Source organism: Pseudomonas sp. AC532, assembly GCF_979258965.1.
In genome coordinates this window covers 83,082-105,986 of sequence record NZ_OZ409888.1, presented here as the reverse complement: position 1 = coordinate 105,986, position 22,905 = coordinate 83,082, and the positions used below count along the sequence as shown (strand labels likewise).

Below are 22,905 nucleotides of genomic sequence, written 5' to 3'. Positions count from 1 at the left end.
AGCACTGTAAGGCCCGAAGCAAAGCCTCTTTACCGGCTATTTACCTCCAGCGACGCTTTGCGCCGGGTGGACGGCACCTGAAGCCGACCAGAGGGCGCTGCAGCTGTTTCAGCAGCGCAGTGAGGCCTCGGCGAGGTGCGCGCGCAAACCGACGAATCGCGATCGGCAGCGGCGGCACCTGCCCGGCGGGTCAGAATGGCTTCAGGTCGAAGACGATCGGCATCCAGTAATAAACCGCTGCGGTGATGACTCCGATGCTGAGCAGGTTGAGCCAGATGCCGGCGCCCGCCATGTCGGCCACCTCCAGCTCGCCGGTACTGAACACGGCAGTATTGGGCGGTGTGGCGACCGGCAACATGTAACAGGAGCCGGCGGAGAGCGCCACCGCTGCCATCATGATCAAAGGGTCGATACCGATGGCGATGCCCAGGCCGGCGGAGATGGGCAGTACCAGATTGGCCACTGCCGTATTGGAAAGAATCTCGGTCATCGCCAGCACGATGACCACCAGCAGCAGGATCACCATGAAGGTTGAGAAGCCCTGCAGGCCCTGCAAGGCGGTGCCGAGCCAGTCGTTGACGCCGGATACCTGCAGGCTGACCGCGAGCGCCAACCCGCCTCCGAACAGGATCAGCACGCCCCAGGGCAGCTTTTCCAGATCCTTCCATTCCAGGATGCGTTCACCAGGCCGAGTGCTGGGCAGGAAAAACAGGGTGATGGCGCCGAGCATCGAGATGCTGGCGTCTGGCAGCGTACCCAGGCCGGCGAGAAAGGCGAACGGCGCGATGCTCTCCGCCAGCAGGGTGATCAGCGGTTTACCGACCCACAGAGAGACGGTGACCAGGAACACGCTCATGACGATCCACTCTTCACGGCTGATCGTTCCCAGCTTGCTCCGTTCATCCGCGACGAAAGACACCGGGCTCTGTTGCTGCACGGCAATCCGAAAGCGCAGCCGAGTCAGGTAGATATACAGGCAGACGAACATCACCAGCGCGACCGGGCTGGCGAATAGCAGCCATTGCACGAAGGTTACTTCGATGCCGAACTGCAGCGAGGCGATACCCGCCAGGGCCGCGTTGGGCACTGCGGCGACCAGGGTGGCAAGGCCGCCGATGGTGGCGCTATACGCGACCGCGAGCAGCAGCGATTTGGCAAAATTATGGGCGTCGGTGCCTTCGAGGATGCCCTTGTTGCGCACTTCACTGATAAGCGCGGTCGCCACCGGCAGCATCATCAATGCGGTTGCCGCGTTGGAGATGAACATGCTCAGCGAGGCGGTGGCCAGCATCACGCCCAGCACGATGCTATGGCTGCGGGTGCCGATGAAACCGATGATCGCCAGCGCCATGCGCCGGTGCAGATTCCACTTCTCGATGGCGATGGCGAGAATGAAGCCGCCCATGTACATGAAAATCACTGGCTCCGTATAGGCACGCGACACGGTGCCGACCGAGGCTCCACCGAACAACGGCAGGTAGACCAACGGGATCAACGATGCCACGGCCATGGGCACCGCTTCGGTGACCCAGAAAATGCCGATCAGAGCGACTGCGGATAGCACCACCCGGCCCTCATGGGCAATCACGGCGTCAGGGATCAGCCAGTACGTCAGCATAGCCGCCAAAGGCCCGAGGAGCAGGCCGATCAGTTTGGGTCGGGTATAGGTTGCCATTTCCGGCATAGAGCACCTGTCAGGGATCAAATGGAATATGAAGCGCTCCGGCTGCCGTGGTCCCGGGACGGGCCTAGCGAGATAGATTTGCGCGCACCAGTGGCGCAGGCAACAGGTCGTCGGTCTTATACGGGACGAGGCAAGTGACGAGCCAAGCGGGAGCCGATAGGGCGGCAATAGTAACGATCTCGGCGCTCAGGTGCCCCTGGCTCGCCTGGCAATTAGGACTTGCGCAGTAACAGGAGATGTCTGAGGGAGTGACCGTGAGCGCGCCTGTAGGACGCTGACGAGCGAAGCGCCTGCGCACGGCCCTCCTTCCTGCGTGATGGCCGGGGCGATGCAGCAGCAAAGCCCGCAGCAGTCGGGAGGCCTGACGCTCCCGTTACAGGATCACCCGGTGCTCGGCCTGGCCCTGGGCCGGCACCTCGACGGCGAACAATTTGCCAGCCTGGGGCTCGGCAGCCAGTTGCTCGTCATCGAGGCCTTCACGGGCCGAGGTGGCGAACAGCGTCGACAGGCCCGGCCCGCCAAACGCCGGGCAGGAAATCTGCGAGGCCGGGAACGCCACCGCCTGCTGGAACTGCCCGTCGGTGTCGTAGCAGGCCACCCGTGACGCGCCCCATTGCGCGCTCCACAGGCGCCCCTGAGTATCGACCACCGCACCATCGGGATTGACGCCCGCTACACGGCCATCGATGAACGGCTGCGCCTCGCCCCGCGGCCAGCCATGCTGTTCGTCGAGCGGCTGGCGCCAGATCTGCTGGCGCGCGGTGTCGGCGAAGTAGGCGTAACGCCGGTCGGGGGAAAAACAGGTGGCGTTGGTAATGCTGATGTTCGCGAACAGACGACGCAGCTCGCCGCGGTAGTAGCGGTAGATGGCGCCGGCCTGCGGCTCGGCGTTCAGGCCCATGGTGCCGATCCAGAAGCCGCCCCAGGGATCGGCACGGCCGTCATTGGAACGGTTCAGCGGATTGCCCGCCTCCAGCGCGCAGAGCGTTTCGCGCGCCCCGGTGGCCAGGTCGAAGGTCAGCAACGCCGTCTCGCTGGCGATCAGCAGCACCTGCTCATCGACCCAGCCAGCCGCAGAGACGCGCTCGTCGAACGTCCACTCCAGGGCTTGGTCACCCTGCCGGCTGAGCAGGCGCCGGCCGAGAATGTCGAACCAGAACAGCTGTTCGCGCTGCGGGTGCCAGAACACCCCTTCACCCAGGGTGCAGGCACGGGGATCGGCAATGCGTGCTGCGGTGGTGCCGTTCGGATTTGCCGCCATGCTCAGGCTCCTCGTTGAATGTGCGCGTGGGCAGCGGCCAGGCCGGCCAGGGTGACCCGCTCGGCGTCGACGGTCAGCGCCGTGATGCCCAGGGTGTCGAGAGCGCGCCGATAGCGTTCGGCTAATTCACCGGCTCCGATGACACAGACCTGCTGGCCTCGCCAGCGTTCACCCAACGCACCGAGTTCCTGGCCGATCAGCAGACCGGACAAGCGCGCCCGTGCGGCCGGAGGCGCAAGCCCTTCGAGCAACCCTTCGGCGCGCAAGCCGAACAGCGCACCGATCAGCCGCAGGTCGCCTTGCGCGCCGGCGTGCAGGCCTGCGGCGAAGGCGACCTCGTCCATCGGTTGATCAGCATCGCCCTGCATGCCATGACGCAGCACCGATTGCTGACTCAGCAAGGCGAACAGCTCGCCAGTCATGAAGGTCTGGAACGCGACCACTTGCCCGTCACGCACCTCGGCCCACTTGCTGTGGGTGCCTGGCAGGCAGACCACGCCGTGATAAGCGGGCTGTTCGGCGAGCAGGCCGGCAACCTGGGTTTCCTCGCCGCGGATCACGTCGGCAGGCGTGCGCTGGCAGAGCCCGGGAATGATCGACACACGCAGCCGCGGATCGCCAAGCGTGGGGCTGACCATCCGTTCTGCCGCCAGCGGTACGCACGGAACCTGCGCATAGGGGGCCTCGCGCCAGCCTTGTCGCGCGCCGACCATGCCGCAGGCGACCACCTCGATCACCCGGTCGTCGGCCAGCCAGTCGCCGACCAGCTCGATCAAGGCGCCCTCGAACTGATCCGGCGCCAACGTGCTCATGCCGCGCGCCGACGAGGCGCGCTGGAGGATCTCGCCGCTCGCCGACACCGCCCACGCACGCACCTGCGAAGTGCCCCAGTCGACTGCGATCCAGCTGATCGCGGCGCCGCTGCTATCCGTCATGTCGATGCCCTCGCGGTCTCAGTGGCTATCCTTGGGAATGCCGGCACCGCGGCAACCCTTCAGGAAATCGAAATCCGCACCGCTGTCGGCGCCCTCGACATGGTCGTGGAACAGCTTGATGTAGCCGCTGGTAGGCGGCTCCACGGTCGGCTGCCATTCGGCCAGGCGCTGACGCAGCTCGGCCTCGGGGATGTCCAGGTGGATGCGCCGGGCCTCCACGTCCAGCTCGATCATGTCGCCATTGCGCACCACCGCCAGCGGCCCGCCGGCCGCCGCTTCCGGCGTGGTGTGCAGCACCACGGTGCCGTAGGCCGTGCCGGACATCCTTGCATCGGAGATGCGCACCATGTCGGTGATGCCCTTGCGCAGCACCTTGGGCGGCAAGCCCATGTTGCCGACCTCGGCCATGCCCGGATAACCGCGCGGGCCGCAGTTTTTCAGCACCATCACGCAGTTTTCGTCGATATCCAGGCTCTCGTCGTTGATCTTCGCCTTGTAGTCGTCGATGTCCTCGAACACCACGGCGCGGCCACGGTGCTGCATCAGGTGCGGCGAGGCCGCCGAGGGCTTGAGCACCGCCCCGCGTGGGGCAAGGTTGCCGCGCAACACGGCGATGCCGCCCTTGGCGGTCAGCGCGTTGTCCACGGGGCGAATGACGTCCTCGTTCCAGTTGCGTACGCCCTTGACCTCCTCCCAGATGGTTTCCCCGGAGACGGTCAGCGCGCCCTTGTGCAGCTTGCCGCCCTCGCCCAGCATGCGGATCACCACCGGCAAGCCACCGGCGTAGAAGAACTCCTCCATCAGGTACTTGCCTGACGGCATCAGGTTGACGATGGTCGGGATGTCCTGGCCGAGGCGGTCCCAGTCATCCAGCGTGAGGTCGACACCGACACGGCCGGCGATCGCCAGCAGGTGAATCACCGCGTTGGTCGAGCCGCCGATGCTGCCGTTGACGCGGATGGCGTTCTCGAAAGCCTGCCGGGTCATGATGTCGGACGGTTTCAGGTCGTCTTTGACCATCTGCACGATGCGCCGCCCGGTGAGGTGCGCGACCACCCGGCGACGGCTGTCGACCGCCGGGATCGCCGCGTTGCCGGACAGCGCCATGCCCAGCGCTTCGGCCATGCTGGCCATGGTGCTGGCGGTGCCCATGGTGTTGCAGGAGCCCGGCGAGCGGGACATCGACTGCTCGGCCTCGAGGAAGTCCTCGCGGCTCATCTTGCCGGCCTTGATGTCTTCCGACATCTGCCACAGTGCGGTGCCCGAGCCGACCCGCTCGCCACGGAACCAGCCGTTGAGCATCGGCCCGCCGGACACCACGATGGCCGGAATGTCGACGCTCGCCGCGCCCATCAACAGCGCCGGGGTGGTCTTGTCGCAACCGGCCAGCAGCACCACGCCGTCCAGCGGGTTGGCGCGCAGCGCTTCTTCCACATCCATGGCCGCCATGTTGCGGTACATCATCGCGGTCGGGCGCAGCGAGCTTTCCCCGGCCGAGAACACCGGAAACTCCAGCGGCAGGCCGCCGGCCTCGTAGATGCCGTGCTTGACGCGCTCGGCCAGGTCACGCAGGTGGGCATTGCAGGGCGTCAGCTGCGACCAGGTGTTGCAGATGCCGATCACCGGGCGGCCGTCGAACAGGTCGGCCGGAAGCCCCTGGTTCTTCATCCAGCTGCGGTGGTAGATGTGGTCGCGCGAATTGCCGCCGAACCATTCAGTGGAACGCAGCTTGCGCGGCCATACCGCCGGCTTGAAGGTGCTCATACCCAACCTCCGTCAACGATGAAATTCTGCGCGGTGCACATCGCCGCCGCATCGGATGCCAGGAACAGCGCCATGTCGGCGATGTGCTCGGGAAGCAACTGGCCGGGCATGCACTGGTTCTGGCGAATCTGTTCCTTGGCCGATTCATCGACCCACATGGCCAGCTGCTTCTCGGTCATCACCCAGCCTGGCACCAGGGTGTTGACGCGGATGCGGTCCTTGCCCAGGTCCCGCGCCAGGCCACGGGTCAGGCCGTGGGTGGCGGCCTTGCTGGCCGCGTACACCGGGTAGCCGGCCGAGGCCATCATCCAGCCCACGGAGCCGAAGTTGATGATCGAGCCGCCACCGGCCTGGCGCATCATCGGCACCACCGCCTGGGTGGCGAAGGTGGCATGGCGCAGGTTGACGGCGATCAGGTCGTCGAAACGCTCCACGCTGATCGAGTCCAGCGCATGGCGTACATCGTTGGCGGCGTTGTTGAGCAGCACGGTGATCGGCCCGAACTGCTCGGCGACCTTGTGAATGGCAGCCTGGTAGGCCTTGACGTCGGTGATGTCGCAGCGCAGGAAACGCACCTGGTGCCCTGCCTCGCTCAACTCGCTGACCAACGCCTGGCCTTGCTTGTCGTCGATGTCGACGAAGGCCGTACGAGCGCCCTGCCGCGCGAATGCGGTGACCAGCGCCCGGCCGATGCCGGTGGCACCGCCGGAGATCAGCACGGTGCGCCCGGCCAGGTCGGCGTATACCGCCTTGCCTGATGGTTGATTGTGGCTATTCATGGCCTGTTACCTCGTGTTCATCGCGCGGCGCACAGGTTCGTGCCTGGCGCCCGCGGTACTGCGGAAAAGATGGTGACAGCGACTGAGCGTCTCTTAACGGGACTTGCTCTTGTTCACCACGTCAAAGATCACCGCGGCCAGCAGTACCAGGCCCTTGATCACCTGCTGCCATTCGATGCCGATGCCCAGGATCGACATGCCGTTGTTCATCACGCCCATGATCAGCGCACCGATCACCGCGCCGATGATCTTGCCGACCCCGCCGGACATCGACGCACCGCCGATGAACACCGCGGCGATCACGTCCAGCTCGAAGGACACGCCGGCCTTGGGCGTGGCGGTGTTCAGCCGCGCGGCGAAGATCAGCCCGGCAAGCGCGGCGAGCATGCCCATGTTGACGAAGGCGAAGAAGGTCAGCCGCTCGGTGTTGATGCCCGACAGCTTGGCCGCCTTGACGTTGCCGCCGATGGCGTAGATGCGCCGGCCCAGCGTGGTGCGGTTGGTCAGGAAGGTGTAGGCACTGATCAGCATGGCCATGATGATCAGCACGTTCGGTAGGCCGCGATAGGTGGCCAGCAGGTAGGCGATGTAGACGATGGCGCCAGCGATCAGCAGGTTCTTGATGACGAAGAACGGTGCCGGCTCGTCGACGATGCCGTAGCGCTTGGCGCGGCGGCGGGCACGTACCGCCAGGTAGATGATCAGCCCGGCAGCGAACAGGCCCAGCACGATGGCCGTCACATTGGGTTTGCCGACCCCGAAGATGTCCGGGATGAAGCCGTTGCTCATCAGCTGGAAGCTGCTGGAGAACGGGCCAATCGACTGGCCATCGAGCACGGCCAGGGTCAGGCCACGGAACACCAGCATGCCGGCCAGGGTGACGATGAACGAGGGGATCTGCCAGTAGGCGATCCAGTAGCCCTGGGCCGCGCCGATCAGGCAGCCCATCAGCAGGCACACCGGCACCACCACCGAAGTCGACCAGCCCCATTGCACCATCATCACCGCCGCCGCGGCGCCGACGAAACCGACCACAGACCCCACCGACAGGTCGATGTGCCCGGAGACGATCACCAGCAGCATGCCCAGGGCCATGATGATGATGTAGCTGTTCTGCAGCAGCAGGTTGGTGAGGTTCACCGGGCGCATCAGGGTGCCGTCGGTGAGCACTTCGAACAGCGCCATGATGACTACCAGGGTCATCAGCATGCCGTAATCGCGAATGTGACTCTTCAGATGGCTCAGCAGCGAGGGCCGGGCCGGCTGCTGGGTTTGCCCGCTCGAGGTGGCTTGGTTGTCTGTTTGCATGGAGTTGTCCTCGCTCACGCCTTGACGATCATCGACATGATCTTTTCCTGGCTCGCTTCGTCGCGCGCCAGTTCGCCCAGGAAGGCGCCTTCGTTCATTACGTAGATGCGGTCGCACATGCCCAGCAGCTCGGGCATTTCCGAAGAAATGATGATCACGCCCTTGCCATCGGCGGCGAGCCCGTTGATCAGGCTGTAGATCTCGAACTTGGCGCCGACATCGATGCCCCGCGTTGGCTCATCGAGGATCAGCACCTCGGGTTTGGCGAACAGCCATTTGCTGAGCACCACCTTCTGCTGATTGCCACCGGACAGGTTGAGTACCTTCTGGAACACGCCCGGCGTGCGGATATGCAGCGCCTCGCGGTACTGCTCGGCGACGCGCCGCTCTTCGTGTTCGTCGATCACACCATGGCTGGACACTCCCGGCAGGTTGGCCAGGGTGGTGTTGCACAGGATGCTTTCGTCGAGCACCAGGCCAAGGGCCTTGCGGTCCTCGGTCACGTAGGCGATACCGTTGTCGACGGCGCGGCGCACCGTCGACACGTCGATTTCCTTGCCGCGCAGGTACACGGAACCGGAAATGTTGCGCCCGTAGCTCCTGCCGAACACGCTCATCGCCAGCTCGGTGCGCCCTGCCCCCATCAGCCCGGCGATGCCCACCACTTCCCCGGCCGCCACGCTCAGGCTGACGTTGCGGATCATCTGCCGGGACGCCGACTCCGGGTGCCAGACGTTCCAGTCACGAATTTCCAGCAGGGTTTCGCCGATCTGCGGCGTGCGCTCGGGGTAGCGGTTCTGCATGTCGCGGCCGACCATGCCGCGGATGATGGTTTCTTCGCTGACCACTTCGCTGTGGCAATCCATGCTGCTCACCGAGGCACCGTCGCGCAGCACCGTGATGCTGTCGGCAACACGGCTGACTTCGTTGAGCTTGTGGGAAATGAGGATCGACGAGATGCCCTGGGCGCGGAATTCCAGCAGCAGGTCGAGCAGCTTCTGGCTGTCGTTCTCCTGCAGCGCCGCGGTGGGTTCGTCGAGGATCAGCAGCTTGACGTCCTTGGCCAGCGCCTTGGCGATCTCCACCAATTGCTGCTTGCCGACGCCAAGTTTCTCCACCGGGGTGGTGGCGACCTCATCCAGGCCGACCTTGCGCAGCAGTACCTCGGTGCGCTGGTAGACCTCTGGCCAGTCGATCACCCCGTTGCTGGCGATCTCGTTGCCGAGAAACAGGTTCTCGGCGATCGACAGCAGCGGCACCAGGGCGAGCTCCTGGTGGATGATGATGATCCCTTCGCGTTCGCTGTCGCGAATGCCAGCAAAGGCCAGCGGCTTGCCTTCGTAGACGATTTCGCCCTCGTAGCTGCCATGGGGATAGACGCCGCTGAGCACCTTCATCAGGGTCGACTTGCCCGCGCCGTTCTCGCCGCACAGGGCGTGAATCTCGCCACGGCGCACCTTGAGGTTGACGTTGTTGAGCGCCTTGACCCCCGGGAACGTCTTGGTGATGCCGCGCATTTCCAGAATGATGTCTTGCTGCATGGCTTTATCCGTCCGCAAGGCACGCGACCACCGCAGCGCGCGTGCCATGCTCAGGTAAACAAAAGGGTGGATGGCCGGCAGCGTAATGCTGCCGGCAGGTCGCGCTTACTGGACCTGGTTCTTGGTGTAGTAGCCGCTGTCGATCAACACCTTTTCCCAGTTGCTCTTGTCGACCGTGACCGGTTGCAACAGGTAGGAAGGCACCACTTTCTTGCCGTTGTTGTAGGTCTTGGTGTCGTTGATCTGCGGCTCGCTGCCTTCGAGCAGCGCCTTGACCATGCCGACGGTGACTTCGGCGAGCTGGCGGGTGTCCTTGAAGATCGACGAATGCTGCTCGCCGGCGAGGATCGATTTCACCGACGGCACTTCCGAATCCTGCCCGGTGACGATCGGCATCGGCATGTCGCCGGAACCATAGCCAACACCCTTGAGGGACGACAGCACTCCGATGGAGATGCCGTCATAGGGCGACAGCACGCCATCGAGGCGCTGTTTGGTGTAGTTGGCTGACAACAGGTTGTCCATGCGCGCCTGGGCGGTGGCGCCGTCCCAACGCAGGGTGCCGACCTTGCCCATGCCGGTCTGCCCGGAGAGGATCTTGATCTCGCCTTTGTCGATCAGTGGCTGCAGTACCGACATCGCGCCGTCGTAGAAGAAATAGGCGTTGTTGTCGTCCGGCGAGCCACCGAACAGCTCGACGTTGTAAGGGCCTGGGCCACGCGCCTGCATGCCCTTGACCAGGGACTCTGCCTGCAGCACGCCGACCTTGGTGTTGTCGAAGGTGGCGTAATAGTCCACGTACTCGCTGTCGCGGATCAGACGGTCATAGGCGATCACCTTGATGTCTGCCGCGTTGGCGTTTTCCAGGGCATTGGTCAGCGTAGTGCCATCGATAGCCGCGATGACCAGGACGTTGACGCCCTTGACCATCATGTTCTCGATCTGCGAAACCTGAGTGGGAATGTCGTCTTCGGCGTATTGCAGGTCAGCCTTGTAGCCGGCTTTCTCCAGCTGTTTGACCATATTGTTGCCGTCGTCGATCCAGCGCGCGGACGACTTGGTAGGCATGGCGATACCCACATAGCCTTTTTCGGCAGCACCAACGGATGCAGCGCTGACCAGCGTGGCGCCCATGGCCATGGCGGCCACGAGTTTACGGACTGTATTCATTCAGCTTCTCCTGGCGACGCCTGGCGCGCTCAGGAACGCGCGACATCGCGATTATTGTTGTTCGGGCAACGAAGAGCTCAAAGCAGCCCTGACGATAGAAGCCAGCCGCATATCAAGCAAATTCATATTTCGCCAATTTGCATACCAATTCTGTTATGCCATCAATCGACAGCGTGCGTGAGCAGGCGCACACTTGCAGCGCCTCCACAACGACAACGACGAGCGCCGTCATGGATATCGGAATTGCCCGACACCTGAAGATTCCCCAACTGCGTCTGATCGCCGCAATTGCCGAACACGGCCAGCTTGGCCTGGCCGCCGATGAGCTGACCGTCACCCAGCCGGCCGCCTCGCGCATGCTGGCCGACATCGAGCACACCCTCGGCGCCCGGCTGTTCGAGCGCCACGCCAAGGGCATGGTGCCGACGCTGATCGGCCGGGCACTGGCGCGCCGCGCGCACAACATGCTGGTAGAACTGCGTGACCTGGCCCAGGACGTCGAAGAGCTAAAGCGCGGCGAAGGCGGCATGACCACCGTGGGCGCCGTCACTGGCGCCGCGGTGGGTTTCGTGATTCCTGCCATTCGCCAGCTCAAGGCCATCTCGCCGCGCGCCGACGTGCACGTCAACGTCGCCGCCAGCGACGAGCTGGTGCATGACCTGGCCGCTGGCAAGAACGACTTCGTACTGGCCCGCCTGCCCCGCGGGGTCAACCCGGCGAACTTCGAGATCTATCCCGCGCGTACCGAGACCCTGAAGCTGATCGTGCGCCAGGATCACCCGCTGGCCAATGTCGACCAGGTGACGCTGCGTGATCTCTCGCCCTACGAATGGGTGATGCAGAGCCACCGGGCGCCGATCCGCGAGGCGATGGAAACCGCCTTTCTCAGCGCCGGCGCGCCGCTGCCGAGCAACATCACCAACACCACCTCGTTGCTGGCGATGATTGCCATCCTGGTGTCTTCATCGGCCATCGCGCCACTGGCCAGCGAGGTACCGGACCTGCTGCTCGGCGACCAGGTCGGCGCCAGGCTCAAGGTGTTGCCGCTGAACATGACCATCGAGATGTCGCCTTACTACCTGCTGCTGGCCAAGGGTCGCGAGCTGTCTCCGGTCGCCAACCGCCTGCGGCGCCTGGTGAGCGCGGCGCTGAACAACGCCAACTGAGCGGCGTACCGTTATTGCCGGCTTTCGTCCGCCGGCTCGAACAGCTCGACCAGCCAGTCGACGAACACCCGCACCCGTTGCGACAACTGCCTGTGCGGTGGATACAGCGCCGTCAGTTGCATCGACGCCGGCGGGTATTCGGCCAGCACCTGCTGCAGGGTGCCGGCACGCAACTGTTCGCGAACGTGGTACAGCGGCGCCTGGATGATCCCCATCCCGGCCTCGCAAGCGGCCACATACCCTTCCGAACTGCTGATGGCGATACAGCCCGGCATCTCCACTTCCCGTCGCTCGCCGTGCACCTGGAAGTCGAAAGGAAAACGTCGCCCGGTGAGTGGCGAGACGTAGTTGACCGCCCGGTGCCCGCTCAGCAGGTCATCCAGATCGCGCGGCATGCCATGCCGAGCGATGTAGGCGCTGCTGGCACAGGTGACCTGCGGCAAGCGTGCCAAGGGCCGGGCGACCAGGCTCAGGTCATGCACGTCACCGGCTCGCACCACGCAATCGACCCCCTCGCGAACCAGATCGACGGGCCTGTCGCTGGCACCGATCTCCAGTTCGATGCGTGGATAGCGCGCGAAGAACCCTGGCAGTTCGGCAATCACCACGCGGTGACCGAGCGACGCGGGCAGATCGATGCGCAAGCGCCCCTGGGGGTTGCGCCGGGCTTCGGAAAACAGCGATTCCGCATCCTCGATATCAGCCAATACGCCCAGGCAGCGCTGATAATAGGCGCTGCCATCGAGCGTCGGGCTCACGTGCCGGGTGGTGCGCTGCAGCAATTGCGCGCCCAGATGCCGCTCCAGTTGCTTGATCAACTGCGTCACCGACGCCCTGGGCAACCCCAGGCTATCGGCGGCCTTGCCAAAGCCGCCGAGTTCGACGATGCGCGTGAATACCTGCATGGCGAGCAAGCGATCCATGGACCAATTATTTCCCAAAAGCAAATAGTGCGTACGCTTTTAGCCCCTTTATCTACCCAAACGCAACAACCAGACTTCTCGCTCCACTGCTTGCAAGGAGCTGACGATGAAAACACGCCAATTGGGGAAACGCGGCCCGCAGGTATCCGCCATCGGCCTGGGCTGCATGGGCATGAGCGATTTCTATACGGCCGGCCGTGACGACCAAGAGTCGATGGCCACCCTCCATCATGCCCTGGAGCGCGGCATCAACTTTCTGGATACCGCCGACATGTACGGCCCCTACAGCAACGAACAATTGCTCGGCCGCGCTCTCAGGGGGCGGCGCCAGCAGGTCTTTCTGGCCAGCAAATTCGGCATCCTCCGCGATCCCGGCGACGCCCACAAACGCGGCGTCAGCGGTCATCCCGACTACCTGCGCACGGCTCTGGAGGGCAGCTTGCAACGGCTCGATAGCGATTATCTGGACCTTTACTACCAGCATCGCATCGACCCTGATGTGCCGATCGAGGAGACCGTCGGCGCCCTCGCCGACCTGGTCGCCCAGGGCAAGATCCGCCACATCGGCCTCAGCGAAGTCGCTCCTCACACGCTGCGCCGCGCTCACGCCGTACACCCCATTGCCGCCGTGCAAACCGAGTATTCGTTATGGACGCGAGACCCCGAGGAAAACGGCGTGCTGGCGACCTGCAGGGAGCTGGGCATCGCCTTCGTACCCTACAGCCCGCTTGGCCGGGGATTTCTCACTGGGGCGTTGAAGAGCCCGGACGATTTCGCGCCCGATGACTACCGCCGCCATAGCCCGCGCTTTCAGGGCGAAAACTTTCACAGGAACCTGCAACTGGTTGCCCATGTGCAGGCCATGGCCGCCAACAAGGGCGTCAGCGCCGCCCAGCTGGCGTTGGCATGGGTGCTGGCCAAGGGTGACGATATCGTGCCGATCCCCGGCACCAAGCGCCGCCGTTATCTGGACGAGAACCTCGCGGCGCTGGATGTCCAGTTAAGTGCAGAGGATGTCTCGAGATTGGATGGGCTGTTTCCATCTGAAGCGGTGGCCGGCGCTCGCTATGCTCCAGGCTCGCTGCGAACGCTGCACCTGTAAAACCAAAACGGCCTGCGCAAGGCAGGCCGTTTCGCGATGGTGAGCCGCTTACTTGAGTACCGCCAGGGCCGCCTCATAGTCAGGCTCGCTGCCGATCTCGGCGACCAGCTCGCTGTGCAGCACCTTGTCGTTTTCATCCAGCACCACCACGGCGCGGGCAGCAACGCCGGCGAGCGGACCGGAGCTCAGCGCCACACCATAATCCTTGAGGAACTCGGCGCCGCGCATGGTCGACAGGTTGATGACGTTTTCCAGGCCTTCGGCGCCGCAGAAACGCGCCTGGGCGAACGGCAGGTCGGCGGAAACGCAGAGCACTGCGGTGTTGGACAGTTCGCTGGCCTCGGCGTTGAATTTGCGCACCGAGGTGGCGCAGGTTGGCGTGTCCACACTCGGGAAGATGTTCAGCACTTTGCGCTTGCCCGCCAGGCTGCTCAGGCTGACGTCCGCCAGGCCGGCACCGACCAGGTTGAACGCAGGGGCCTGCTGGCCGACTTGCGGCAGTTGGCCATCGACCTGAACCGGGTTACCGCGCAGGGTTACTTGAGCCATGAAAATGATCCTTTTCTATGTGGTAGAAGCACGCTTGGGCCGTCATCCTACGTCAGGACAGTGTCCACTAGAAAGCGCACAGGCGCATTGCGAGCGGGTCCTTGCCGTTCGTCCTCAGGTGGGGCCGGCGCGCAGTTGCCGGCAGCCCTCGTCTCGAACAGGCAGTGGGTACCGATGGGCCACCCGCTAGTCCCAGCCTGTGCAGCCGATGCGCCTGGCACGGTGGTAGTCGGCCCAGGCGTCGGTCTCGAGCAGGTCTTTCTCGCCCTCGTTCTCCCAGCCCCTCTCGTCGCCCTGGCTGATCATGAACAGCGACCAGTCGTAATGCGCGCGCAACGTGGTGCATTCCAGCTTCGCCTGGTCGACGTTTGCCGGCATGGGCCTGTTCATCAACTCTTTTTCGCGCTCAGTGAAAGGGCCGATGGCCGAACAGGCGCCCAGCCCGGCTAAACCGACCACCAGCAAGGCACGGTATTTCAGGTTGCGAAGCCTTTGCATGCAATGCCCTCCCCGGCGTTCAGGCTTTGGAGCGGGCGATGCGCCCCGACTTGATCTCGGCGGCATATTTGGCCAGGCGCTCCTCGCCATTGATCAGTACGCCCACCATTCTGAGGATGGCCCAGGCGTCCGCTTCGTTCTCCGTGCCGCGCAGCCGTTCGGCGATCTGCACCAGGTCGACGGATGCCCACTTCAGGTCTTCGGCGATGGTTTTCAGGTCGTGCTTGAGTATTTGTGTCTGCCGCTGGCCCATGGGGTTCCCATCTGTCGGTGGAGTGGATGTTCGGGCTTCATGCTAACAGCCGCAACGCGAGGTTGCCGACCGCCCGCTGTGAAGGGCCCTGGCTGGTGCCGCGCCGCGGGGCTAGAAATCCCGCTTGTAGAACAGATCCAGGGAACTGGCCAGGCCGCTGGCAGCCTCCAGGTACAGGCGGCGGCTGAGCGCATAGCGCAGCGCCACGGTGTTCACCGGCTCGAACACCCCCACGCCGTAACGCAAGGTCAGGCGTTCGGAAAGGTTGCCGCTGGCCACCACACTGGTGGTGTTGCCGCTGCCTTCGGTGTCCAGCTGAAAATCCTCGATGCCCAGGCTCTCGGCGACCGAACCGGTAACCCCGGAGCTGCCGGCAACACCCAGCGCCAGGGCCGCCTGGGCGAGCATGTTGCTGTCCTCGTTGCCGTTGGACAGCGGTCGGCCCAGCACCAGGTAGGACAACGCCTGTTCCTGGCTCATCGCCGGCTCGGAGAACACTTCGCTGCGGGGCTGGTCGGCACTGCCGGTCAGGCGCAGGCCAGCGATGACGTCATCGACCCGGCGGATCGCCTCGATATCCAGAAACGGCTGGTCAATCGGGCCGGCGAACAGCAGGCGCGCGCGGCGAATGGTCAGGCGCTGGCCGTAGCCGCGGAAACTGCCCTTGTTGAGGTTCAGCTCACCGCGGGTATCCAGGTCATTGCCTATGTGCACCCGCCCGGCCAATTCGGCATTGAGCCCGAAACCGCTGAAGGTCAGCTTGTCGCTGCCGACCTCCACGTCGATGTCCATGCTGATCGCCACCGGCTGCTGCTCGCGCGCCTCTGCGCCAACGATGACGGCGTCGTCAGAGACCTTCACGGTGGACGGCGGCAGCTCGCGTACCACGATCCGGCCGCGGGGGATCGACACCTTGCCACTGACCGAAAGTTGGTCGTCGGCCAGGCGCACCTGGATGTCCGGCTCCACGTCCAGGGTCGCATAAGGCTCGACGATCACCGGCAAGCGATTGCCCTGCACGCTGAGGCTGCCACTGAGTGGGCCGCCCCAGGCCAGCGCGCCGCTGAGCCTGCCCTGCCCCTGCTCGCCACTGCGCCAGCCACCATTGAGCTGCAGACTTTCACCGGCGATCAGCACGCGCACCTGCAGGTCTTCGAAGTTGGTGGGCAACTCGCCGCCGGAAATCTCTCCATCCGTGAGCGCCAACTGGCCGTTGACCTGCGGCCTGAGCAAGTCGCCGGACAGGCTGCCGCTGCCATCCAGGCGCCCGGCCAGACGCTCCACCATCGGCACGAACGGCCGCGCGATGGCCAGATCGAGGCCGCTCAGGCGGAATTGCCCGGACAGCGGCTTGTTCTGCGGGCGCGGGTCTAGCTGCGCCTGCAGCGACAACTCGCCAATTCGCGGCCCGCGCAGGTTCAATTCGCTGTCGATGCGTTGCGGGCGCAATTCACTGCTCAGACGCAGGCTGTCGTAGGCGAAATCGACCCAGTGCTCGCCATCGCGCACCTGCCAGGTGCCCTTGCCGGCATCCACCACCACTCGCCCGCTGGGGCCGGCGGCAGGCAGGTCCAGATGGACGTCGGCATCGAGCTGTCCTTGCCAGGCGAAATCCTTCGGGAACCAGGGCGAGAGGCTCTCGAGTGGAAAATTGGCAAGGCGATAACGGATCTTCGGCTCCGGCTGCAAACGTTGGTTCTCGCCACACAGGCTCGCGCCACCGGAACGCAGGCAATGGGCGCCAAGATCGACCTCGCCGTTGGCCAGGCGCACCAGCGAAGCCGGCTGCTGCAGGCGCCAGTCCTGACCGCCGGCCTGCACCTGCACGCGGCTCAGGCGCCCGCGCCAGTTGCCTTGATCCAGCGTACCGTCGAGCGCCAGGCTGGTTTGCAGTTGCGGCCCTTGCAGGCTCAGGTCCAGCTGCTGCTGACGCTGGTCACCGCTGCCATTGACGGTCAGATCGCCGATGGCGGTAGCGCCGCTGGCGATGCCCAGGCCGCGCAGCTGCACCCTGGCCTGGCCGCTGCCGGCCAGGGATGCATCCAGGCCGAGGTGCCGCACGCGCGTTGTCTGGAACGCCAATCCCTGGCCCTCGAGGTTGAAGGTACCCTGCGGCGCCTGCAGGCTGCCGGCCAGGTCGAGTCGCCCCGTAGCCTGCCCCTGCAGGCCGGGCCACAGCTGGCCGAGGCGATCGAGCGCGATACGCAGTTCGCCCTGCAGACGCTGGTCCAGCTGAGCACTGCCCTCGATACGGTTGGCGCCGAGGCGAATGCTCAGCGCACTCAGTTGCCAGCGCTCCCCGGCCCCCTCCACCTGGGTCTGCAACTGCGCCGGCTGACCGCGCAGACGCCCTTGCAGGTCGAGGTCGCCAGTCAGCTCCAGGCGCCCGTCGAGCATCTGTCCCTTGCTGCGAACCGGCCCACCGATGCGTCCCGGCAGCTCGGCAACCCAGTAGGCCGGATCGAAATCGCTGACCTGCAGGTGCGCATCCCAGCGAACCGCATCGGCGAAGCCAAGGGTAAGCTGGCCCTCGATCGCGCCCTGGCCGGCACGCACCTGCAGTTGCGGCATATGCACCTGTTCAAGGTCACCGCTGAGCGGCGTCTGCACGCTGAACGCCCCCGCCGGGCCATCCAGGTCCGCGGACAGGTTGCCGAGGTAATTGCCATTGTCGTAGGCGAGGTCGCCGGTGAGTTTCTTGAGGGTCACCGGCGGTGCTTCGTCCAGCGGATACAGACGCAGCCAGGGAAAGTCCTGCCAGTCGACATGGGTATCGGCGCTGAAACCGGACTGCCAGTCCAGTCGCCCATCGATCGCCAGATACTGGTTCTGCGCAGCAGTAAGACGCAGCGTCTCGACAGTAGCGCCCAGGGCATCGACGCGCCCACGCAAGGCCAGCGCCACCGGTTCGCCCTCGGCCGGCAGGCTGGCGCTGCCCTCGATGCCGTAGCCGTCCTGCAGATCGCCGGCTACCTGCACCTTGAGGGCGTCCAGGCGCAGCGTATCAGGCAGCGCGGCATTGGCCTTGAAACCATCGGCGGTGAAGGTGAGAGTCGCCGGGATGTGCTCGACCAACGGCTGTACCTCACCGCTCAGGCGCCCAGCCAGGTAGCCGGTGCTGTCCACCGTGAGCGCCAGGCGCTGGCGCAGGTTGCCGTCCACCTGCAGGGCCAGCGTCCAGGGGGCGGCGCCCGGCGAGGGCAGCGCCGCACTGCCCCGTACGGTAAGCGGCCATTCGCCACTGGGCTGCAGCCGTCCCTGCAGGTCGATGCTCAGGTCATCACGGCGGACATGCAGCCGGTGGATGTCCAGCCCGTCGCCCGCCCAGTCCGCGGAGAGCTCCAGGCCTTGCAGTTGATCGTCACCGTTGAACTGCAGGCTGCCAATCCACACCTCGCCGATTTGCAGAGCCAGCGGCAGATCGAGCTGCGGCAGGCTGAACGGCTCTTCGCTCGGCGGCTCGTTACCGGGTGCGAAATTCAATTCGATGCGCTCGCTGCGCAATTGGTCGATACACAGCGTCAGGCGCAACAGGCAGGATGGCGACCAGGCGAACTGCGGCTGACCGACCAGCACCTGATCTTCGCCCTGGCGCCAGATCACCCGCTCCGCGGTCCAGCGCCCACCCAGGTGACCGTCGAACCCGTCGACCTGCAGCCCGGGCACCAAGCCAAGCGTCCAGCGGCTGCCGGCCCCCGTGGCCAGCATCCAGACCAGCAGCACGATCAGCAGCGTCAACAAAGCCGCCAGGCTCAGCCCGGCGTATTTGAGCGCGCGCCTCACAGTTCCGGCCCCATGGAGAAGTGCAGGCGCACGCCACCCTCGTCATCCAGAGGATGTGCCAGGTCGAGGCGCAGCGGCCCCACGGGCGATACCCAGCGCATGCCGATGCCCACCGCGCTTTTCAGCGTTGGGAAGTCCAGAGAGTTGAAGGCGTTGCCAGCGTCATAGAAGGTGGCCACCCGCCATTTGTCCGCCACGCTGTACTGGTATTCGGCACTGGCAGCGAACATGTAGCGCGCACCGATCTTGTCGCCCTGGTTGTTCTCCGGTGACAGGCTCTGGTAGTCGTAACCGCGCACGCTCTGATCGCCACCGGCAAAGAACCGTAGCGACGGCGGCACGGAGGAGTTGAAGCCCTTGGACTCGGTGCCGCCAAACTGCGCACGCCCCAGGAAACGGTGGTTGTGCCACAAGGTGGTGAGCCCCTTGAGCAGCACGTTGCCATGCAACACGTCCGAGTCGGCGAGCAGGCCTTCTTTCGCAACCGACGCATCGAACTGCAGACGGTAACCATGATTGGGATCGATGCGGTTGTCGCTGCGCAGGTAGGCATAGCTAACGCCTGGCATCAGTAGCGTGCTCAGGCCCGTGTCATCGCCCAGGCGATATTCCTCGCGTTGCCATTTCAGGGAGATCACTCGTTGCCAGCCGCTGTCCAGTTTGCTGTGCCACTCCGGGCCGACCGTCAGCAGGCGACTGAGGCTGTCGGTGTCGGCGATCTCTTCATACTGATAACCGCCGGCGATGCGCAGCTTGTCGGTCAGTGGCGGATCCCCTGGCACGTCGTACCATAAACCGACGTTCTGCCGCGGCGCGGAGAGCTCCATCTCGGCGCCATAGCTGTGCCCCTGCGGGTTGGCCCAGTGGCGCTCCCAGTTGGCTCGGCCGCGTGGCCCGACGTCGGTGGAAAAGCCCAGGCCGAGGCCCATGGTGCGCGGCAGGCGAGTCTGCAGGTGAACCGTGACCGGAATTACCTGCTGCTCGGCTACCGCCGGGCTGGCGTCAACCCGTACCGACTCGAAATAGCCGCTGGAGCGCAACGCCTGGTAGAGCTCGGCGATGCGCTCGGAGTCGTACGGCGTGCTGACAGGAAACGGCACCATGCGCTGCAGCAGCTCGTCATCGAACGGCATGTCACCTTCGAAGGCCACGTCGCCAAGGCTGTAGCGCGGGCCGCTGTCATAAATCAGCTCGATATCGGCCAGGCCGGCCAGGGGATTGATGCGCAGGCTCTGCTGGGTGAAGCGCCCCTGAAAGAACCCGTACCGTGATGCCTGATTCTGGATATGCCGCTTGGCCGCCTCGTAGCGACCATGGTCGAGCCGGGCGCCCTCGACCAGCTGCGCATCCGCGGGCAGGCGAAAAGCACGCATCTGCGCAGCCGGACCGTCGACTCGAACCGTCACGCTGCCGATGCGAACAGGCTCGCCCGGCACGATGTCCACTTTCAGGCCTGGCGGTGTCTGTTCGAGCACCTGAGTGCTGATTTGCGCCTGGTAATAGCCAAGCGCCTGGGCGGCTTTTTCCGCCTGCCCCTCGACTACGCGGCGGTAGCGCTGCAGGGCCTCGACATCGCGCTCGCCGAGGCTGCCGATGTAACCTTCCACGTTGCTTTTCAAGGCGGTGTTGGCCGGATGTACGCTAACTACCAGGCGTGCATCTTCGGCCAGCAGAACCGAACTGAACATCAATAATGCGCAGCTCGCGCCTAGTCTGCAGATAACTCTCATGGCCGCGATGCTATCACGGCGCAAGCCCCATTCCAGTGCATGTACGAATCGAAACGATTTTAACCGCTGGCCGTACTCGCTGGCCGTCGAACGGCCTGATCGGCTAGCATCGCCCGCTTTACCGCCAGACTGACCAGGATCTCCGCCATGAAGCTCGTTTCCTTCAACATCAACGGTTTGCGGGCGCGCCCGCACCAGCTCGCTGCGCTGATCGAAAAGCACCAGCCAGATGTGATCGGTCTGCAGGAAACCAAGGTCAGCGACGACCAGTTCCCGGAAGCCGAGATCCGCGCGCTGGGCTATCACGTGCACTACCACGGCCAGAAAGGCCATTACGGGGTCGCGCTGCTCTCACGCCAGGCGCCGCTGGAACTGGTGAAAGGCTTTCCGAACGATGGTGAAGAGTCGCAGCGCCGCTTCATCTATGGCACCTATGCCGATGCCCATGGCAACCCCGTCACCGTGATGAATGGCTACTTTCCGCAGGGCGAGAGCCGTGACCACCCCACCAAGTTTCCTGCCAAGCAGCGCTTCTACGCCGACCTGCAGGACCTGCTGACCGGCCGCTTCGCCAGCGACCAGGCCCTGGTGGTGATGGGCGATATCAATATTTCGCCCGAGGACTGCGACATTGGCATTGGCGAGGTCAACCGCAAACGCTGGCTCAAGACCGGCAAATGCAGCTTCCTGCCGGAGGAGCGTGAATGGCTGGCAACGCTCAAGAGCTGGGGCCTGGTCGACAGTTTCCGCCAGCTGCACCCGTTGGTCGATGACCGTTTCAGCTGGTTCGACTACCGCAGCCGCGGCTTCGAGGACGAGCCCAAGCGCGGCCTGCGCATCGACGTGATCCTCGCCTCCAGGGTGCTGCAGGAACGCTTCAGGGATGCAGGCATCGACTATGAATTGCGCGGCATGGAAAAGCCGTCCGACCATGCGCCGATCTGGCTGGAGCTGAACTGAGCCGGCCGGTCATCTTCCGGTCATTTTTCTGTCTTATCGTCGCAGCACTTCAGCCAACCCGTTCAAGGTGTTTGCCGCATGCTGCGTGCCCTCCCCGTTTGTGACCGTGAAACCTGGAGCCGAACCGCAACCTTCCTGTTGCTCGGCTTCGCCTGCTACCTGACCCCCTGGACCGCCTTCGCAGCCCTGCCGCTTCCCACTGGCGACAAACCGGCCTTGCGCATCCAGGGCTCCAACACCATCGGCGCCAACCTCGGCCCGGCCCTGGTCAAGGGCCTGCTGCAGCAACAGGGCATGCGCAGCATCCGCACGGCCACCGGCCAGGAAAACGAGCAAGTGATCTCGGCAATCAACGGCGCAGGCCGCACGGTCAGCGTACAGATCGCCGCCCATGGGTCGGGCACCGGATTCAGCGCCATCAACCAGGGCAGCGCCGAGTTGGCCGCCTCGTCGCGGCCGATCAAGGACAGTGAAGTGGCAACGCTTTCTTCGCTCGGCGATATGAAAAGCCGCGACGCCGAGCAGATCATTGCCATCGATGGCCTGGCCGTGATCCTGCACCCGGGCAATCCGGTAGGTACCCTGAGCATCGAGCAGTTGGCGCAGGTGTTCTCCGGCGAGGTTAGCGACTGGGCTCAGCTCGGTGGCCGCGCCGGTTCCATCAGCCTGTACGCCCGCGATGACAACTCCGGTACCTACGACACCTTCAAGGAACTGGTACTGAGCGCCAACGGCAAGCAGCTGTCGGCCGCCGCCAGGCGCTTCGAATCCAGTGAGCAGTTGTCCGACTCGGTGGCCAGTGATGTGAACGGCATCGGCTTTATCGGCCTGCCCTACGTGCGCAAGGCCAAGGCGGTGGCTATCGCCGCAGGCGAGTCGCAACCGATGCTGCCCAGCGTGACGCTGATCGCCACCGAGGATTACCCGCTATCGCGCCGGTTGTTTTTGTACGGCCCACCGAAAAACGCCAACCCGTGGGCCGAAGCCCTGCTGCAGTTCGCCCAGAGCCCGCAGGGCCAGGCGATCGTTGCGCAGAACGGCTTCATCGCGCAGACCGTGCAGGCCGTCAGTATCGCCCCCACGCCGCAGATGCCAGCGGCGTATCAGGCCCTGGCCCGCGAGGCCCAGCGCCTGTCGGTGAACTTCCGCTTCCAGGAAGGCAGCGCGACGCTCGACAACAAGGCGGGACAGGACCTGCGCCGGGTAATGGACTACCTCAGGCAACACGACAAGCTGCAAAGCAAGGTGGTGCTGGTTGGCTTTGGCGACCCCAAGGCCGTATCGGCACGCGCACAACTGCTCTCCAAATTGCGCGCCATGGCGGTACGCCGGGAACTGGTGCGCGAGGGCGTAGTGCTGCGCGAGGTGGCAGGCCTGGGTGACGAGTTGCCGGTCGCCGACAACGAAGGCGACGCCGGCAGGCTCAAGAATCGCCGTGTGGAAGTCTGGGTCTATTGAGTTTTCTCAAGCGTGGCAGGCGCTTGCCCTGCCACAGGATT

18 protein-coding genes are annotated in these 22,905 nt (G+C 64.7%); 4 read left to right on the top strand and 14 right to left on the bottom strand.

Translation table 11 applies throughout. The features are described from left to right. Positions 1-190: 190 nt before the first annotated feature. The 8 genes from ACZ0AV_RS00520 to chvE all read right to left on the bottom strand — a co-directional run bounded on the left by ACZ0AV_RS00520 (position 191) and on the right by chvE (position 10,442). Positions 191-1,675, bottom strand: coding sequence for an SLC13 family permease (locus ACZ0AV_RS00520; protein ID WP_499149225.1), 1,485 nt, complete (start codon positions 1,673-1,675; stop codon positions 191-193). A 382-nt stretch (positions 1,676-2,057) separates the two neighbouring features. Continuing rightward, on the bottom strand, positions 2,058-2,945 hold the full coding sequence (locus ACZ0AV_RS00515) for an SMP-30/gluconolactonase/LRE family protein (RefSeq protein WP_499149224.1): 888 nt from the start codon (positions 2,943-2,945) through the stop codon (positions 2,058-2,060). A 2-nt stretch (positions 2,946-2,947) separates the two neighbouring features. Beyond that, positions 2,948-3,880, bottom strand: a complete 933-nt coding sequence (locus ACZ0AV_RS00510) for a 2-dehydro-3-deoxygalactonokinase (protein ID WP_499149223.1) — start codon at positions 3,878-3,880, stop codon at positions 2,948-2,950. Positions 3,881-3,898: 18 nt separating this feature from the next. Further along, entirely contained in the window at positions 3,899-5,644 is a 1,746-nt protein-coding gene (araD, locus tag ACZ0AV_RS00505; protein WP_499149222.1) for an L-arabinonate dehydratase, read from the bottom strand. Beyond that, entirely contained in the window at positions 5,641-6,423 is a 783-nt protein-coding gene (locus tag ACZ0AV_RS00500) for an SDR family NAD(P)-dependent oxidoreductase (protein ID WP_499149221.1), read from the bottom strand. The genes araD and ACZ0AV_RS00500 overlap by 4 nt, the downstream gene beginning before the upstream one ends. A gap of 93 nt (positions 6,424-6,516) precedes the next feature. Beyond that, a complete protein-coding gene (gene mmsB / locus ACZ0AV_RS00495; protein WP_499149220.1) occupies positions 6,517-7,731 on the bottom strand; it encodes a multiple monosaccharide ABC transporter permease in 1,215 nt (404 codons plus the stop codon). A 14-nt stretch (positions 7,732-7,745) separates the two neighbouring features. Next, on the bottom strand, positions 7,746-9,272 hold the full coding sequence (gene mmsA / locus ACZ0AV_RS00490) for a multiple monosaccharide ABC transporter ATP-binding protein (RefSeq protein ID WP_499149219.1): 1,527 nt from the start codon (positions 9,270-9,272) through the stop codon (positions 7,746-7,748). A 105-nt stretch (positions 9,273-9,377) separates the two neighbouring features. Next, a complete protein-coding gene (gene chvE / locus ACZ0AV_RS00485; RefSeq protein WP_499149218.1) occupies positions 9,378-10,442 on the bottom strand; it encodes a multiple monosaccharide ABC transporter substrate-binding protein in 1,065 nt (354 codons plus the stop codon). Positions 10,443-10,672: 230 nt separating this feature from the next. Here chvE and ACZ0AV_RS00480 point away from each other — a divergent pair, with 230 nt between their 5' ends. Then, positions 10,673-11,608 (top strand): LysR family transcriptional regulator, encoded by a 936-nt coding sequence (locus ACZ0AV_RS00480; RefSeq protein WP_499149217.1) that lies wholly within the window; start codon positions 10,673-10,675, stop codon positions 11,606-11,608. Positions 11,609-11,619: 11 nt separating this feature from the next. On the opposite strand, the gene ACZ0AV_RS00475 is transcribed toward ACZ0AV_RS00480, so the two are convergent. Beyond that, positions 11,620-12,531, bottom strand: a complete 912-nt coding sequence (locus tag ACZ0AV_RS00475) for a LysR family transcriptional regulator (RefSeq protein ID WP_499149216.1) — start codon at positions 12,529-12,531, stop codon at positions 11,620-11,622. Positions 12,532-12,637: 106 nt separating this feature from the next. Here ACZ0AV_RS00475 and ACZ0AV_RS00470 point away from each other — a divergent pair, with 106 nt between their 5' ends. Continuing rightward, complete coding sequence (locus ACZ0AV_RS00470) at positions 12,638-13,633, top strand: aldo/keto reductase (protein ID WP_499149215.1); 996 nt, start codon at positions 12,638-12,640, stop codon at positions 13,631-13,633. Between the two features lie 48 nt (positions 13,634-13,681). Here the strand turns inward: ACZ0AV_RS00470 and tpx are convergent, their stop codons facing one another. The 5 genes from tpx to ACZ0AV_RS00445 form a co-directional block, all read right to left on the bottom strand. Then, on the bottom strand, positions 13,682-14,182 hold the full coding sequence (gene tpx, locus ACZ0AV_RS00465) for a thiol peroxidase (RefSeq protein ID WP_499149214.1): 501 nt from the start codon (positions 14,180-14,182) through the stop codon (positions 13,682-13,684). Positions 14,183-14,368: 186 nt separating this feature from the next. Beyond that, positions 14,369-14,680 (bottom strand): hypothetical protein, encoded by a 312-nt coding sequence (locus tag ACZ0AV_RS00460; protein ID WP_499149213.1) that lies wholly within the window; start codon positions 14,678-14,680, stop codon positions 14,369-14,371. A 19-nt stretch (positions 14,681-14,699) separates the two neighbouring features. Continuing rightward, entirely contained in the window at positions 14,700-14,933 is a 234-nt protein-coding gene (locus tag ACZ0AV_RS00455; protein ID WP_499149212.1) for a hypothetical protein, read from the bottom strand. A 111-nt stretch (positions 14,934-15,044) separates the two neighbouring features. Further along, on the bottom strand, positions 15,045-18,716 hold the full coding sequence (locus tag ACZ0AV_RS00450; RefSeq protein WP_499149211.1) for a translocation/assembly module TamB domain-containing protein: 3,672 nt from the start codon (positions 18,714-18,716) through the stop codon (positions 15,045-15,047). Next, positions 18,713-20,446, bottom strand: a complete 1,734-nt coding sequence (locus ACZ0AV_RS00445; RefSeq protein WP_499149210.1) for an autotransporter assembly complex protein TamA — start codon at positions 20,444-20,446, stop codon at positions 18,713-18,715. Before ACZ0AV_RS00445 ends, ACZ0AV_RS00450 begins: the two co-directional genes overlap by 4 nt. 147 nt (positions 20,447-20,593) lie before the next feature. Here ACZ0AV_RS00445 and xthA point away from each other — a divergent pair, with 147 nt between their 5' ends. Together xthA and ACZ0AV_RS00435 are read left to right on the top strand one after the other, a co-directional pair. Further along, a complete protein-coding gene (gene xthA / locus ACZ0AV_RS00440) occupies positions 20,594-21,406 on the top strand; it encodes an exodeoxyribonuclease III (protein WP_499149209.1) in 813 nt (270 codons plus the stop codon). 78 nt (positions 21,407-21,484) lie between these two features. Continuing rightward, on the top strand, positions 21,485-22,864 hold the full coding sequence (locus tag ACZ0AV_RS00435; RefSeq protein ID WP_499149208.1) for a substrate-binding domain-containing protein: 1,380 nt from the start codon (positions 21,485-21,487) through the stop codon (positions 22,862-22,864). The last annotated feature ends 41 nt before the right edge of the window (positions 22,865-22,905 follow it).